Source organism: uncultured Phascolarctobacterium sp., from assembly GCF_937920985.1.
Taxonomy (GTDB): Bacteria; Bacillota; Negativicutes; order Acidaminococcales; family Acidaminococcaceae; genus Phascolarctobacterium_A.
On record NZ_CALDXR010000038.1, the window covers coordinates 1 to 14,631 of the forward strand.

12 protein-coding genes are annotated in these 14,631 nt (G+C 46.3%); 3 read left to right on the forward strand and 9 right to left on the reverse strand.

What is annotated here, in order from left to right:
* Positions 1-52: 52 nt before the first annotated feature.
* On the reverse strand, positions 53-997 hold the full coding sequence (locus tag Q0612_RS06995; RefSeq protein WP_298882547.1) for an ABC transporter substrate-binding protein: 945 nt from the start codon (positions 995-997) through the stop codon (positions 53-55).
* Positions 998-1,141: 144 nt separating this feature from the next.
* Between Q0612_RS06995 and Q0612_RS07000 the strand changes: the two genes are divergently transcribed.
* Positions 1,142-2,023, forward strand: a complete 882-nt coding sequence (locus Q0612_RS07000) for a LysR family transcriptional regulator (protein WP_298882549.1) — start codon at positions 1,142-1,144, stop codon at positions 2,021-2,023.
* Between the two features lie 152 nt (positions 2,024-2,175).
* On the opposite strand, the gene eis is transcribed toward Q0612_RS07000, so the two are convergent.
* The 4 genes from eis to Q0612_RS07020 all read right to left on the reverse strand — a co-directional run bounded on the left by eis (position 2,176) and on the right by Q0612_RS07020 (position 5,986).
* On the reverse strand, positions 2,176-3,399 hold the full coding sequence (eis, locus tag Q0612_RS07005; protein WP_298882552.1) for an enhanced intracellular survival protein Eis: 1,224 nt from the start codon (positions 3,397-3,399) through the stop codon (positions 2,176-2,178).
* Between the two features lie 8 nt (positions 3,400-3,407).
* The gene (locus Q0612_RS07010) at positions 3,408-4,253 is read right to left on the reverse strand and encodes a DUF2156 domain-containing protein (RefSeq protein ID WP_298882557.1); all 846 of its coding nucleotides are present in this window, start codon (positions 4,251-4,253) and stop codon (positions 3,408-3,410) included.
* Between the two features lie 349 nt (positions 4,254-4,602).
* Positions 4,603-5,109, reverse strand: coding sequence for a hypothetical protein (locus Q0612_RS07015; protein ID WP_298882560.1), 507 nt, complete (start codon positions 5,107-5,109; stop codon positions 4,603-4,605).
* Positions 5,102-5,986, reverse strand: a complete 885-nt coding sequence (locus Q0612_RS07020) for an aminotransferase class IV (protein ID WP_298882562.1) — start codon at positions 5,984-5,986, stop codon at positions 5,102-5,104. The genes Q0612_RS07015 and Q0612_RS07020 overlap by 8 nt, the downstream gene beginning before the upstream one ends.
* 207 nt (positions 5,987-6,193) lie before the next feature.
* On the opposite strand from Q0612_RS07020, the gene Q0612_RS07025 reads away from it, so the two are divergent.
* On the forward strand, positions 6,194-8,497 hold the full coding sequence (locus Q0612_RS07025; RefSeq protein WP_298882564.1) for a cation:proton antiporter: 2,304 nt from the start codon (positions 6,194-6,196) through the stop codon (positions 8,495-8,497).
* A 116-nt stretch (positions 8,498-8,613) separates the two neighbouring features.
* Here Q0612_RS07025 and Q0612_RS07030 read toward each other — a convergent pair whose 3' ends face one another.
* Together Q0612_RS07030 and Q0612_RS07035 are read right to left on the reverse strand one after the other, a co-directional pair.
* Positions 8,614-9,600 carry a type IV pilus twitching motility protein PilT gene (locus Q0612_RS07030; protein WP_298882567.1) on the reverse strand — a complete coding sequence of 329 codons (987 nt, stop codon included), beginning with the start codon at positions 9,598-9,600 and terminating at the stop codon, positions 8,614-8,616.
* Positions 9,593-10,771 (reverse strand): GspE/PulE family protein, encoded by a 1,179-nt coding sequence (locus tag Q0612_RS07035; protein WP_298882569.1) that lies wholly within the window; start codon positions 10,769-10,771, stop codon positions 9,593-9,595. The genes Q0612_RS07030 and Q0612_RS07035 overlap by 8 nt, the downstream gene beginning before the upstream one ends.
* A gap of 198 nt (positions 10,772-10,969) precedes the next feature.
* Between Q0612_RS07035 and Q0612_RS07040 the strand changes: the two genes are divergently transcribed.
* The gene (locus Q0612_RS07040; RefSeq protein ID WP_298882572.1) at positions 10,970-12,055 is read left to right on the forward strand and encodes a type II secretion system protein GspD; all 1,086 of its coding nucleotides are present in this window, start codon (positions 10,970-10,972) and stop codon (positions 12,053-12,055) included.
* A 301-nt stretch (positions 12,056-12,356) separates the two neighbouring features.
* Here the strand turns inward: Q0612_RS07040 and Q0612_RS07045 are convergent, their stop codons facing one another.
* Positions 12,357-13,754, reverse strand: a complete 1,398-nt coding sequence (locus tag Q0612_RS07045; RefSeq protein WP_298882575.1) for an ATP-binding protein — start codon at positions 13,752-13,754, stop codon at positions 12,357-12,359.
* Positions 13,755-14,010: 256 nt separating this feature from the next.
* The gene (locus tag Q0612_RS07050) at positions 14,011-14,622 is read right to left on the reverse strand and encodes a transposase (RefSeq protein WP_298882577.1); all 612 of its coding nucleotides are present in this window, start codon (positions 14,620-14,622) and stop codon (positions 14,011-14,013) included.
* Positions 14,623-14,631: the final 9 nt, after the last annotated feature.

Consider the following 14,631-nt stretch of genomic DNA (forward strand, 5'->3'; position numbering starts at 1 on the left):
GGGGTTTCTCTTTTTTTGCAAAGCTCATATTTGTTGATTACGGGAATGCTCCTTATTTTTTATAAACAATGTTTGTCAAATCTTCTATAGATTCGCAAACATAGTGAGTAAAACAAACCGTTAGCTTCATTGGTATAAGTATAACATCATTGTTTTTTACAGCTTTTACATCCTTCAGTGATTCATCACTCATGTAATCTTTATATACTTGAGATTCTCCTCTGTTAATCTTTTCGATATTCCAATCTATTAAAAGTAAAACATCAGGATTCGCTTTAATGATTTCCTCTTTATTTATATTCAAATTGGCATCATTAGGTAAATCAGTATCATCAACAGCATTTTTCAGTTGGCTTTTATGGATAACATCATCTACAATCGTATCTTTAAAGCTTCTTGCTCCCAAAGAACTTGCTATTATCACACTCTTCTTGTCTGCTTCCTTAATATGCAGATTATTAATTTTCGCTAATCTGCTTTTAAAAGTTTTGATAAGCTCTTCGCCTTTTTCTTCTTCACCTACAGCCTTGGCAACCTGCATAATATAGTCAGGTATATCATCAACCCTTTTAGGATTTTTGATTACAACCGTTTTAATATCAGAGCTTTCCAATGCATCAATAAAATCCTTTTTAAAGTTTTCCCTTATGATTACAAGATCAGGTTTATTTGCCAGCATAAATTCTATATTTTCTTCTGTTGTCCTGTTGACAGCCTTAGCTTTATCTACAACATGTGATAAAGCTCTTTCTCTGCCACCTTTGCTAACAGATAAAATCCTTCCGGAGTCAACCATGTCTAAAAGAATTTCATCAGTAGAGACATGCAAGCTGATAATTCGTTCTGGCTTTTTATCAAAACTAATCCTCTTTCCGCGAGAATCTACAATACTATATGCCGTCTTCAGATTACTTTTACTGTTATCGGCAACATGACCGCCACAACCTGCTAAAGCAAGAATTACTACCAGAAGTACCAGCGTAATAGCTCTATTCACACCGCATCTCCTCCTAATATAAGTCCGTTTCTTATTGAACCACCCTGCTACTTGTGGTATGATTATATCAGATAATTACACTTTTTAAAAGAAACATATTTTTATAGCGGTATAACTTCTTTTTATGCAAGGATTTGATATTCAATGGATTTTAAGCAATTAGAGTATTTTTTAGAGACAGCCGATGCCAAATGTATAAGTAAAGCAGCAAAAAAGCTATTTGTAACACAGCCTGCTATTAGTCAGAGTATTAAAAGCTTAGAAAGAGAGCTTGATACTAAGCTATTTAACAGAGAAGGCGCAAATATTGTTTTAACAAATTCCGGAGAGATTTTTTATAAATATGCTCGTGACAGCATTCTATGTATCGATACTGCTGTTTCAAAAATAAAAGACCTGCAAGCAGGTAAATCAGGTATTATTTCTATAGGCTCCTGGAACTCAATCGGTTTAGAATATTTACCAAAGCTTATGCAAGGATTCCATAAAGATTATCCGAATATCAGGCTAGATATAATCCAAGATGACAAACAAGCTCTTTTCTCCAGACTTACCTTAGGTACAATAGACCTATGTTTTGCCAGAAAGCTTCCTGAAAACAGCAAATTTACTAAGCTTTCGCTCCCCAATGATTATTTAGTGATCATCGGAAAGAAAGATTTTTTTACAGATTCTAATGACTGCATAAATATTGCTTCTCTCAAAACCACTCCTTTCATTATCAAAAAGAATCTTGTAAATTCAATTACTGCTTTATGCGAAAAAAACTCTTTTCAACCATTTATATATTGTTTTTGTGATGATTTAAATACGTCCGTTATGTTGGCTAAAGCAGGCTTAGGTATCACTATTATTCCTAAATCTTACCTTAGTGAATATTCCGCAGATTGTCTCACTGTAAAGAGAATTGTCGAACTCAACAAAATCAAGGAATGTTCGATACTCTATAACAAAAGTAATATTTCCTCGTCCGCTAAATTGTTTATAAATTATTTGAGGCAGATACAACAAAATGCTTCACTATAATTAAAGCAAAGCTAAATTTATTATCTGTAAAATTAAAAAATATTAGTAATTTTTGCCCCCAATACTAACAAAAAAGTATTGGGGGCATTCTCATAATTTCCAACTATAAATAGAAAAACAGGCTGTCGTGTCTTCCGACAGCCTGCATAGCTTTAAAAATATTCGTTATTGTACGTGCGACATTTAGGAAAGAGCTCATCGAGCAACTGCAGCTTCCGCACATCGCTGCATTTGATGCGCCCTGCTTCCAACAGTTCGCTGGCACTGAAAGCACCAAAGTAAAACTGAGTAAAGGTACCCATGTCCATGGTGACCTCCTCCTGCTCCAGCGTGCTGACTGCCTCCAGCTTACCCGGTGACGTGCGCAGCTGCAGCAGATGATTATTGCGCTCAATCATCTTATCCGTAAGCAGCACAACAACACTGCCGCTGCTCATGCTTGCTGCTACCGGCAGCTTGGCGAGCGCTGCCCGTGCATCGAGGCAGCGCGCCATCATAAACGGCTGCAGTCTGCCCGTAAGCGCCTGGTCTGCAAAGCCAAGATATGTTTTATCCCAAGGCTCCGCCAGCCAGCAAAGCTCCTGCGCTTCGCTTCTATGTCCTGCGGCATATTGCAGCAGACGGTTCTTCGCCGCAGCGTCCTGCGCCAGCAGCTCCTGCACGTTGAACGTGCCGTCGCTCAAAGCATAAAGCATATAACCAACTGCTTCTCCCGCACGATAGACAACAGCGCACAGCACATTTTCCTGCGTAACTACCGACAACAGCTTGCGCCATTGGAAAGCAGTACGCTGCGGTACGCCGTTCCATGCTGCGGTAACACTTGCGTAAATATCTGCCAAAGGATTGCAAGGCTGAGCTTTTTCCTCAGTCACAGACTGCAGCAAAGAAGCTAAATCCAGACGTTCTACCGACAGGTCATCACCTATTGCAGGAAGCTGCAGCTGTGCCAGCGGCATTTTATACTCGTGACGATAATAGCAATAAGCAAATTCGTACGGCAGATAAATTCCGGCGTTGATTGGCATCAGCGTCACAAAGGGGAAGCCCTGCGAGCGCAGCACCTCAAAGGCAGTTTCCAAAAGCGGACGCAAAAGATGCTGTCCACGTGCTTCCGGAGCGGTGGCAATGCCCACCAGATACGGCACCAGCATCTCCTGCCCGCGCAAACGCAGCATATAAGGATTGACGTGCAGCATTGTGCGCAGTCTTTCGTCCTCGCCAACCTTGTCAAAGCCACCGATAACCATATTATCCTTGCCGCAGTACTGCTCAAAATAGTACTGAAAGAAAGGTTCTGTCTTTTTTTCAAAGCAGTAATCCCAAAGCTTCTCCGCCTGGTACATACGCTCCTTGCTCAAGACACGGTAAATCATAAGCTACCTCACCCAATAATTACATTATATTTTTGCACCATAAATTCCGGATGCAGCGCCATTTTTGCCTCACGCAGACCGGGATGTCCCATATCCTCCTCGCGATTCAGATATTTTACATCTGTCCAGGCATGAGCGGCGAACTCCTTCGTAATAGCAGTATACAAGCCGCGCACATCATGACGCGCCTTTTCTACGTGCAGCACCGCCGTATCATCGTTAATCTTTTTGCCAAAGCTGAAGGCCTGGATTTTACCGTCAAAACGGATGGCACCGCCGCGCAGCTCCAGCTGTTCAAAGCTCAGGAAGGCCTCCTGGATAGCATATTTTTCGCACAACAGCGAAGGATCCTCCGCCATATGCTCGTCGCACCAGCGCTCGCCGAAATTCAAGCATTCCATCATATTATCCATAGTAATCGGCTCATAAACGAAATCAGGATGCGCCTTGACAAAAGCATTATAGTGATTCTTCTGCCCGTGCAGCTTGCGGCCGGAAAGCGTTGCCAGCTTTTCCTGCAGATATACATAATCCCAGTTATCGCGGTCTTCTTCATATGTCAGACCCGGCAGCACGCGCTCAAAGCGCTCCTTGGTAAAATCATAGATACCATGCATCTCAAACGGTTTGCCCTGATGCTCCTCCTTCAGCTCCTGCATAAGACGCGGCAAATCCTCATCGCGTCCGCCAAAAGGCTGAATGTAAAAATCAACGTTGTTGCGTTTAACCTTCAGCAAAAGGAAATCGTGCGCTACGCACCAATAAATATGATAGCAGTCACGCCAGACAAAAAGATTGGAAAAGGCACATTCGCTGCCATTTTGATGTGATTTTGATATATAGCTTTCAAACAAAGGCTTTTGTGCCAATGTTACAGGTTTAAATTCTAAAATACTGATAACCCCCTAAAAAACTCATTACTGCTTGTATATTATAGCATATGAAATATAGCTTGCGTCATTGTAATTGCATTTTTAACATTAACTTCACAAAATAGATAACTACTATCCATTACCTATATTATAATATGCTGTTTCAGCTTTTCTGCAAAGTATGCACAAAAAAGTGCTTCAGTTACCAAAAGGTTACCGAACATTCTTAAGCATAAGCACAAAATAACCGCACAGCTTTTATACTGGCGGTTATCTTAGCTATCGAACAATTCGATACACATAAACTCGTTATATTATTACAAAGTCCTGCTTAATCAAACTGACGCAGGCGCTTTTTGACCTGCTCTGCCAGCAAAATACCGGCAACAGCCGTTAGCAGCTGCGGTACGCTCATCGCAAACATAATCGTCTTACTCAGCGCAGGATTCGGCAACGCCAAAAAGCTGACTACCACCCAGGCTGCCAGCAGCATAACAGCGGCCTTCGCCACAGGCGGCACACATAAAGCCAGCTTATGCCTGCCCTTAAACTGACGCACAAGCAGCACAAAGATAAAATTGCCCAGCCAGATTACAGGAATCAGAAACGGCAGCAGCACCTGCCCCTGCACGTAAGCAGTCAGCGGCAGCAAAAACGCCAGCAGCAATGCTGTCTTCAGGCCGCCCAGCTGCAGCGTGAGCACCAGCATCATATGCACCAAAGTACCGATGATAAACGTGGAAAGCATTTGCGGCATCGGCAGCACCAGACGCAGCGACTGCAGCGCCAGCGCCAAGGCCACCAGCAGTGCTCCCCGCACCAGCTTGCTGTTATTCATGCTTAGCAGGGCATTCCTTAGCTACAAACGCCATATATGCATCCTGCAGCTTTTGTGTCAGCTCGCCAACCTTGCCGTCAGCAACGAAGCTGCGGTCAATTTTGGTAACAGGCATAAATTCGCAGCGCGGTCCGCAGAGGAAGGCTTCGTCTGCTTTGAGTGCGAAATCCTTATCAAAGGCTCTTTCGATAATCTGCAGGTCCAGGTCTTTGGACAGGCGTTCCATCAGCAGGCGGCGGGTAATGTTTTTATGGATAAAGTTGTTTTCGGGATGAGTCCAAAGAATACCGTCTTTATAAATGAAGAAGCTTGCTTCGGTGCTTTCGGTAATTTTGCCGTCGCGAACAAACAGGGAATCAAAAGCATTGCCGATAACAGCCTTCTGTTTAGCCATGACTTCCGGCAGGCGGTTTAATGTATTGATATCGCAGCATGCCCAGCGTACGTCTTCCACAGTGATAACATTTACGCCCTTAGCACGCTTTTGTGCCAGCGCCTCGCGGTCAACCGGTACAGCATACATAGTCAGATGCGGAATGCTCTGCTCCGGATAGGACAGAGCATAAGCACCGCTGCCACGGGTTACCTGAGTATAGATTTCGCAGTCCTTCAGACCGGTTGCGGCCAGCAGGCCTTCATGGAACTCTACGAGCTCTTCAATCATATAAACGCCGGGGATTTTTACGGCGATTACAGAATCGAATAAATTGTTCATATGCGGCAGCAAAGCAAAGCAGCGGCCGTTATAAACCGGTACAATTTCAAAAACGCCATCGCCGAAATTATGGCCGCGGTCGTTAACGTCAATAAACGCTTCAGCCTCCGGCATAATCTCGCCGTCTACCAAAACTAATTTTTCTTGTTGATTTTCGTTCATCTTTATTCCTCCAATTGCGCTTGTCACAATAAATTAACATAATAAAGCATTATTTATGCAATAATTCCAGTCAAAAATATTGTATAATATATATTGAGATTATTTGTTTTGCAGTCTGCAGAGCTTGTAAAAAGCTAATGACTACATTTCAATTATTATACACCATTTAAAGCCATTTTGGCAAAAAATATCGCAAAGGAGATTCCCATGACGCATCTGCCCACTATTATTAACGACTTAGCAATGATTTTGCTTGTAGCCGGTGTCACAACTATTCTTTTCAAAAAAATTAATCAGCCGCTGGTACTTGGCTATATTGTTGCCGGCTTCATCACCGGTCCGCACTTCAACTTCTTCCCGACGATTACCGATAAGGCCAACGTCCACGCCTGGTCCGAAATCGGTGTTATCTTCCTGCTGTTCGCGCTGGGACTGGAGTTTAGCTTTTACAAGCTGAAAAGCGTAGGCAGTACCGCCTTCATCGCCACTGCGGTAGAAATCGGCGGTATGCTGGCCGTAGGCTACTTCGCCGGTACGCTGCTGGGCTGGAACCATATGGACAGCCTTTTCCTTGGCGGTATGCTTTCTATGTCCTCCACCACGATAATCATCAAAGCCTTTGACGATTTAAAGCTCAGGGCGCAGCGCTTTACGGAAATCGTTTTTGGCGTGCTGATTATTGAAGATATCGCCGGCATCGTGATGATGGTGCTGCTTGCAACCATGGCCGTAGCCAGCGCCGATGTTTCCACGATGGAGCTGCTGCTCAGCATCGGACGCTTAATTTTCTTCCTCGTGCTATGGTTTGTCCTGGGTATGTACCTTGTCCCCAGCTTCTTTAAATGGGCCAAGCAGCTGATGAACGAAGAAACTTTGGTAGTTGTTTCCATCGGCCTGTGCCTTGGCATGGTGGTGCTGGCAACTCAGCTTGGCTTCTCTTCCGCTTTGGGTGCCTTCATCATGGGTTCTTTGATTGCCGAAGCGCCTAACGCCGAAAAAATCGAGCACCTCGTTGCGCCTATCAAGGATTTGTTCGGCGCAGTCTTTTTCGTGTCCGTCGGCATGATGGTAGATCCCGCTATCCTGCTGGAGCAGGCGCTGCCCATTTTCGTGCTGGTAGTTGCAACAATTATAGGCAAGCTGATTTTCTCTACCGGCGGTGTACTGGCCTCCGGCCAAAGCCTCAACACCTCTGTGCACTGCGGCTTCAGCCTGGCACAGATTGGTGAATTCTCCTTTATTATCGCTTCCCTCGGCATGAGCCTGGGCGTAATCAGCAGCTTTTTATATCCGATTATCGTAGCGGTATCCGTAATCACTACCTTTACTACACCCTTCTGCATCATGGCAGCCGAACCCTTCTACCAGCTTGTGCTGAAGCTGCTGCCGCCGCAGGCTAAAAGCTGGCTGGACCGTTACACCGGCACCAATACTGACGATGACAAGGATCAGGACTGGAAGAACCTGCTGACCGGTTACACGATGCGTATGCTGATTTTTATCACCCTGCTGGCAGCTATTGCTTTGGGTGCAGAATATTACCTGCTGCCTTATTTGGGCAACACGCTGAAACTGCCGTACAGCAGACTGCTGACCGCTGCAGCCACCTTTATCATCATGTCACCGATTTTGCGTGCTGTGCTCGTCAACCGCGCCGGTAATGGTGATTTGTTCTCCAAGCTCTGGTTTAAGAAGCGTGCCAACCATCTGCCGCTGATGTTCCTGGTATTCGGCAAGCTGCTTGTAGCATCTGCTTCGCTGTACTTCATCTTCCACACTCTGCTTAATCTGCACGGCTTCCTGGCCTGCGTATCCATATTGCTGGCAGCGTACTTCATCTCCTCCTCCGACTGGCTGATGAGCGAATACCTGCGCATTGAATCGCGCTTTTTGGTAAACCTTAACGAAAAGCACATGCGCAAGCATCGCGAAAGCTCTCCTGATGACAGCCGTACCTGGTTCGATGAGGATTTGCAGCTTGTTTATTACGATTTGCAAAATGACTCCTCTATAATCGGCAAAACTTTGCGCAGTCTCGGCTTCCGCGAAAGCTATGGCTGTAACGTTCTGCAGCTTTTGGGCAGCAACCGCACCGTTGATATGCCCGGTGGCGAGCAGATAGTTGAGCAGGGCGACAAGCTGCTGCTTATCGGTACCAGCAGCCAGCTGCAGGTTTTTGACGCTGCTGCAAGACAACGCAGCTTAGGCCTGGAGCGCTGCGACCTGCCGCAAAGCCTGCGTGAATTTATGCTGGATAATCACCGGAACAAACCGGAACAACAATTCCTCTCCCTGGCAATTACGATTGATAAGCATTCTCCTATTTTAGGAACCTCGCTGAAGGCTGCCGATTTGCGCAACAAGTGGAGCTGCCTCGTCATCGGTCTGGAGCGTGGTGCCTTTACGATTACCAACCCCCACGTTTCACTTGTTTTCGAAGAAAACGACCTGCTCTGGGTATTAGGCAAGCAAAAAATGATGAATACGTTAATCAGAGAAGAGATTTTGTAATGACTGCTTTCTAACGCCGCTTCCACTACGTTACCTTGTGAAAGCTATCAGGTACGTTATCTGGTGCGTTAACCTATACGTCCCTATTCAGCCGCTGCTTTTCGCAGCGGCTTTTTTCATGCGATTACGCCGCGCAGCTGCAAGGCCTTCACTGCATCCTCCATCGTCTGCATGCCATAACGCGCGCCAGTCTGCAAATAGGACTGCAGCTGATGCGTACGCCCCTCGCGAATAAGATTGCGCATAGCAGGCGTTGCTACAAGCACCTCAAAGGCTGCCGCTCTGCCTGCTCTGTCGCAGCGTGGCAGCAGCCTTTGGCAGCAAATCCCGAGCAAGCAATCAGCCAGCTGCGTACACACATGCTGCCTATCGGGCAGCACATCAAGAATACGGTTTACCGTACCTGCAGCGTCCTGCGTGTGCAGCGTTGCCAAAACAAGATGGCCTGTTTCCGCCGCCGTCAGTGCTATACCGATTGTTTCCGCATCCCTGAGCTCGCCCACCATAATCACATCCGGGTCCTGCCTGAGCGCACTGCGCAGACCGCTGGCAAAGCTTTTGGTATCACGCCCCACCTCCCGCTGGTTAATCAGTGCCAGGCCTGGAGGATAAACGTACTCTATCGGGTCCTCCAGCGTCAGCACGTGCACAGCGCGTGTTTGATTTATCTGCTGTACCAATGATGCAAGCGTTGTGCTTTTACCGCTGCCCGTGGCACCTGTGACGAGCAGCAGTCCCTGCCTGCTGCCCGCAAGCTGGCTGACAATCTCCGGCAGGCCCAGGCTGCGGCAGCAAGGAATTTCGTGCGGCAGTAGGCGAATTGCCGCTGCATAGCCATTGCCAAGACGATATACATTAAGGCGGCAGCGCTCCTGGGTACTGTCACTAAAAGCTGTATCCACCTCGCCATTTTGCAATAGCTGTCGCTTTTCCTGCTCCGGCAGTAAGGCAAGTAACGCTGCCTCCAGCTTTTCCCGGGAAATAAATTCGCTTGTTAAAGGCTGCAGGCTGCCATCTATGCGCACCATCGGCACACTCGCAGGCGTAAGATGCAAATCACTGGCTCCCATATCTCGTGCCTGCATCAACAGCTTATCAAGCATAATCAGCCTCCCCGGTGATACCAACGCGCCACAATTCTTCAACTGTTGTTGCCCCCTGCAGCACCTTCGCTACTCCGTCGGCGTACAGGCTGCGCCAGCCCTGCCTACGTGCCTCCTGCAAAAGCTCTGCTTCATCAGCGCCGTTTACCAACAGCTGCTGCATTCGTTTATCAAACACAACCAGCTCATGCAAGGCCAAACGTCCTCGGTAACCTGTGCCATGACAATGCTCGCAGCCATGAACCTGCAGCACCTCCAGCTTTTCATCCGCCCTGCGCACCAGGTACTGCAGCTCCGCTGCAGTTGCAAGGCGCCGCTCGCCGCAATAGCGGCAGGGGCGGCGCAGCAAACGCTGTGCCAGCACGCCACGTAACGCAGCCGCCAGCAGATAATCGGCAATCCCCATGTCCAGCAGACGATAAACCGCCCCGATAGCATCATTCGTATGCAGAGTACTCAGCACTAAATGTCCGGTCAGCGCCGCATGTACCGCCATCGCCGCTGTTTCCTCATCCCTGATCTCGCCAAGCATAATCACGTCCGGGTCCTGACGCACCACCGAGCGCAAGCCTGCGGCAAAGGTCAGACCGCTTCTGCGGTTTACGGCCACCTGATTAATCCCCGCCAGCTTGTATTCCACCGGGTCCTCCAACGTAATAATATTATTGGCCGCTGCATCAAGCTCCTGCAGCGTCGCATAAAGCGTCGTCGTTTTGCCGCTGCCCGTAGGCCCGGTCAAAAGCACCAAACCGTTCGGCTGATGAAAAAGCCGGCGGTAGCGTTGTAAATTGCTATCGCTGAACTGCAGCTGCTCCAGCGATAGCAGATTATCCTGTCGCTGCAAAAAGCGTATGGCCAGCTTTTCGCCATTGACGGTCGGCAGGCTGGACAAACGCAAATCGACCTCAGTGTCGACATATTTAAGGAGCATGCGTCCGTCCTGCGGCACTCTTTTTTCAGCAATATCCATGCCGCTCCACACCTTCAGCTGCGTCAGCAGCGTGCTTTGCTGGGCGCGTGGCAGCACGCAAAGCTGCTGCAGCAGGCCATCTACACGGATGCGCACGCGCACTCCCTGTCCATCAGGCTCGATATGCATATCACTCGCCCCCTGCGCCAAGGCCAGGTGCAGTAAATCTTCTGCCAGTTTATTATTACGTAAGCCTTCCATTGCATCACCTCATTTTTCTTATGCTGAATTTTATTGTAGCACAAAAAAAGCGAAATGCAATACGATAATTTTAAATTTTCTCTATTTTCACAATTTTCTCTTGAAATTATTCTCTGCCTGCGTTACAATGAAACATGAATTCTACTATACAGCATTCATTATCTTTCTCTTAACAGATAACACCGAAAGGAGCTCATTATGCTAAAACGTTTTTTCCCGTTAATACTCAGCAGTCTGCTGCTCACTTTAACTATGCCCTGCAACGCCCAAAGCACTCTCATCAATCCCTTTGTACCCTCTCCCGCCGCCACAATAAGCAAAACACCTGCAGCAAGCGTCCCCGCACCACCACCGCCAGTCTGCGAACGACTGGCCTGCTATCCCTTAAGCTATGCCAGAGCCAAGGACGTGCAGGAAGCGTTAACGCCACATTTCGGCCCCAAGCTTGGGCTGGATCCTATCACCAACAGCCTCATTCTATTGGGAGATGAGCAAAGCCATACACGCTTAAAGCAGCTGCTGCCAAAGATGGATGTAGCAACAAGACAGGTAACGCTGGAAGCCAAAATCATCGCCGTCAGCCGCGAGGACAGTAAAAACCTGGGGGTACGCTGGGACTGGGATACAATTCCCCAGCGCGCACAGGAAACGAACGACGGTGATAGTGACAGTAACAACAGCAATTATGATGGCAGCTTCAAATTTTGGCGTGGCTTCGCCTTCCGCTTCAACGCTACGCTCAATGCCCTCATCAGCAATGGTAAGGCGCGCATTCTGGCAACGCCGCGCATCATCACCATCCCCGGCAAGGAGGCCAGCATTTTCATCGGTGACCACATCCCCGTGCAGACAGAAAAGCATGACAGCAGCGGCAGTTATACGGCAACGGAATATCTTGATGCCGGCATCAAGCTGCAATATGCCCCTATCATCAGCGAGGATGGCAGGATGGTGACCGCCAGCGTCCACACTGAGGTGAGCACGCCTGTGCTCATCAGCGAGCTGAAAAATTACCGCATCACCAGTCGTACTGCCGACACCAACGTGCGCATGTACAGCGGTGAAACACTGGTGATTGGCGGTCTGATCAGCGAGGAGCAGCAGCGTACAATGCAGCAGGTGCCTTTTTTGAGCAAAATTCCCCTTTTGGGCGAGCTGTTTAAAAACCGTTCGCGTTCACACAGCAAGACGGAGGTTTTGCTGCTTTTAACGCCGCACATTACGGAAGCAGGCGCTTCGCCGGCGATTTATAATGAGGGGCTGAAGAAGGAGGAAGAGAAGTAGCAGGTAAATACGTTAGATGCTTACAACCTGTTTTCGCTGTAATCTGTATTTTGTCAACCACCATTCCTCAAAAAGAGCGAGTAAACTCCATGTCGCTCTCACATGGAGTTAAGCCTGTAGATAGTAACTCCAGATGCTAGCGGAAAAGAGTATATCCGTAACCAGAAATCCCACAAAAAAGCGATTGAGGCAATTTGTTTACCAACCAATGTTGATTAAGAGACGAAAAAGACCACCGCCGGTGGTCTTTTTTTCATGTAGGGACGTTTTACGGTTGACTGTTTGACGCTTACGAAAGAACTTAATTATACAAATCAGCCAGCGTCACAAGCGTCACTTCTCCACGCTGCGCTGCTTGCAGCAAGCCCTCAGTGAAGCCACCTTTAGAAAAAATATAAAAATAATACTTTGTTCCCTTGCCAAAAACTCTTGCATAATCACGTAAAAGCTCCAGCTCATCTAAACCGATTTTCTCATTACGATATTTACAAGAACCGATGATATAAGCATCGGGTGTAATTCCTGTTGCGACAATATCAATCTGCACCTGCTTCTTCTTTTGCGCATCCGTCCCCCACCATTGCCCTATATCAACAAGCTCAATAGGCAAGCTCTTCGCATAATACAGCAAGTAATCCTGACACATTTTTTCAAAAACAAGGCCCATATAATCTGAAAAATAGCGTTTTACCGTTTGCGAATAAATCCTTGCAATCCTGCCAGAATCAATGGCATTCACATTATTCGGCACAAACTTATACCAGAAACGGAAAAAATTATCTGCTAAAAGATAAATCGTCTTGCGCCCTGCTTTTTCCGTGAGCGGAGTCTCCTTTTTGACTATTCCTAATTCCATCAACGTTTTCAAGTACTTTAAAACAGTTGTGCTTGTCTCCTGCACTTTACCGCAGATATCAGCAGCTCGCGATGAACCTTCAGCAATAGCTTTAATAATAGCATTATAAATTGCAGGCTCACGTAGCTCCTGCTTAAGCAAATTAGCAGGTTCTTCATACAAATATCCCGAACGATCAAATAAATTGGTCAGCAACGCTTCATCAATATCTTTCTTTACGCCCAGCTTGTTAATATAATGCGGCACGCCACCAGTAATGCCATAAATCAAAGCATTGTCTTCATACGTCAGCTCAGGATGGAATACGGCTGTCTCTTTATAATCCAGCGGCTCAATTTTAAACTGACCTGTTCTTCTGCCATATAGCGGACTTTCCTGCCCCAACACCTGATTTTCCATGAAGCTCATAGATGAACCACACAAAATCAAATAAAGTTTTCCCTTGCTCCATTGGTGATCAATTAAATGCTGAAGCATTGCTGAGATAGCAGGCTTAGCTTTTGCTAAATAAGGATATTCGTCAATAACAAACACAAGCCTCTGCTCACGCGCCAACTCCGTTATCTCTGCTAAAGCATCATCATAACTTTTAAACTCCGGCGCAACCACAGCGTCAGGCTTTTCGTAACTCATAATTGCTTTTGATAAAGCCTTTAAATTTTCTTTCCCCGTTGTATTGAGCGCAGAAAAAAATATCGTTGGCTTATCTGCACAAAACTTGTTAATCAAGGCTGTTTTGCCTACACGACGACGGCCATAAATAATCAGGCACTCAAATTCTTCATTTTCATAACGTGCATTAAGCTTGCGCAATTCCTCTTCACGACAATAAAACTTTTCCATCTGCTTCACCACCATCCAAAATTATATAACTCACGATTATGTTACTCATAAGTATGTTACTTACGAGTATTATAATTTAGAATAAAGAAATTTGCAAGGGGTGGACTTTTAAATTTAAAACTTGCGCACGCAAAACGCCTCCCTACTTCTTGTCAATTATTAAATTGTAAAACAAGTATACTGCTATAGATAATATGTAAGCGTCAAATACAACAACGTGAAAAAAATAGGACCGCCGGTTAGGCGGTCCAGGTTATCAATATTTGCCAGCTTTACACCAGTCAGGAACGTTTTCCGGAAGTAATGGTTTAATCCAATCAGGCTTTGTCTGGTCAAGCTTAGGTGCTGTCCTAAAGATATAGCACAGATAATTGTAAGGATTGAGTTTATTCTCTTTTGCGGTTTCTACAATGCTAAACATAATGGCACTGCCTTGTGCTCCTTTTGGTGACACAGCAAACAAGAAGTTTTTGCGGTCAATAACAAATGGTTTAATGCTTCGCTCGGCAAGGTTGTTGGTAAGCTCCAATCTTGCATCTAGCAAAACATTAGTAAGATAAGGCCATTGCTTCTCAAGGTACGTTAGGGCTTTAGCTAACGCTCCTTTAGGAGCTGCATTTACAGTTTTTGCCCATGCGTAAAAATCGTCGAAAAGCGGTTTTAAGTGCTTCTGGCGTTCTTCATAACGTTTTTCTAAGGCAAGCGCATTTATGCGTTTATCTTCTTTGAATATTTTGGTGCAAAATCCTAATGCCGTATTTATTGCTGTATTGGCTGCAGATTTTCCTTTGGGCATAGCCTTTTGCGCATCCATAAACTTGCGTCGTAGATGAGCCCAACAACCAACGTTTACAATGTCTTTATTCAATTTGTGGTA

What these genes read in the sequence shown, in the direction of transcription:
- Q0612_RS07015 (WP_298882560.1), bottom strand. Translation starts at nt 5,109, where the DNA reads ATGAATAACAGCAAGCTGGTGCGGGGAGCACTGCTGGTGGCCTTGGCG.
- Q0612_RS07025 (WP_298882564.1), top strand. Translation starts at nt 6,194, where the DNA reads ATGACGCATCTGCCCACTATTATTAACGACTTAGCAATGATTTTGCTT.
- Q0612_RS07020 (WP_298882562.1), bottom strand. Translation starts at nt 5,986, where the DNA reads ATGAACGAAAATCAACAAGAAAAATTAGTTTTGGTAGACGGCGAGATT.
- Q0612_RS07045 (WP_298882575.1), bottom strand. Translation starts at nt 13,754, where the DNA reads ATGGAAAAGTTTTATTGTCGTGAAGAGGAATTGCGCAAGCTTAATGCA.
- Q0612_RS07040 (WP_298882572.1), top strand. Translation starts at nt 10,970, where the DNA reads ATGCTAAAACGTTTTTTCCCGTTAATACTCAGCAGTCTGCTGCTCACT.
- Q0612_RS07000 (WP_298882549.1), top strand. Translation starts at nt 1,142, where the DNA reads ATGGATTTTAAGCAATTAGAGTATTTTTTAGAGACAGCCGATGCCAAA.
- Q0612_RS07030 (WP_298882567.1), bottom strand. Translation starts at nt 9,600, where the DNA reads ATGCTTGATAAGCTGTTGATGCAGGCACGAGATATGGGAGCCAGTGAT.
- eis (WP_298882552.1), bottom strand. Translation starts at nt 3,399, where the DNA reads ATGATTTACCGTGTCTTGAGCAAGGAGCGTATGTACCAGGCGGAGAAG.
- Q0612_RS07035 (WP_298882569.1), bottom strand. Translation starts at nt 10,771, where the DNA reads ATGGAAGGCTTACGTAATAATAAACTGGCAGAAGATTTACTGCACCTG.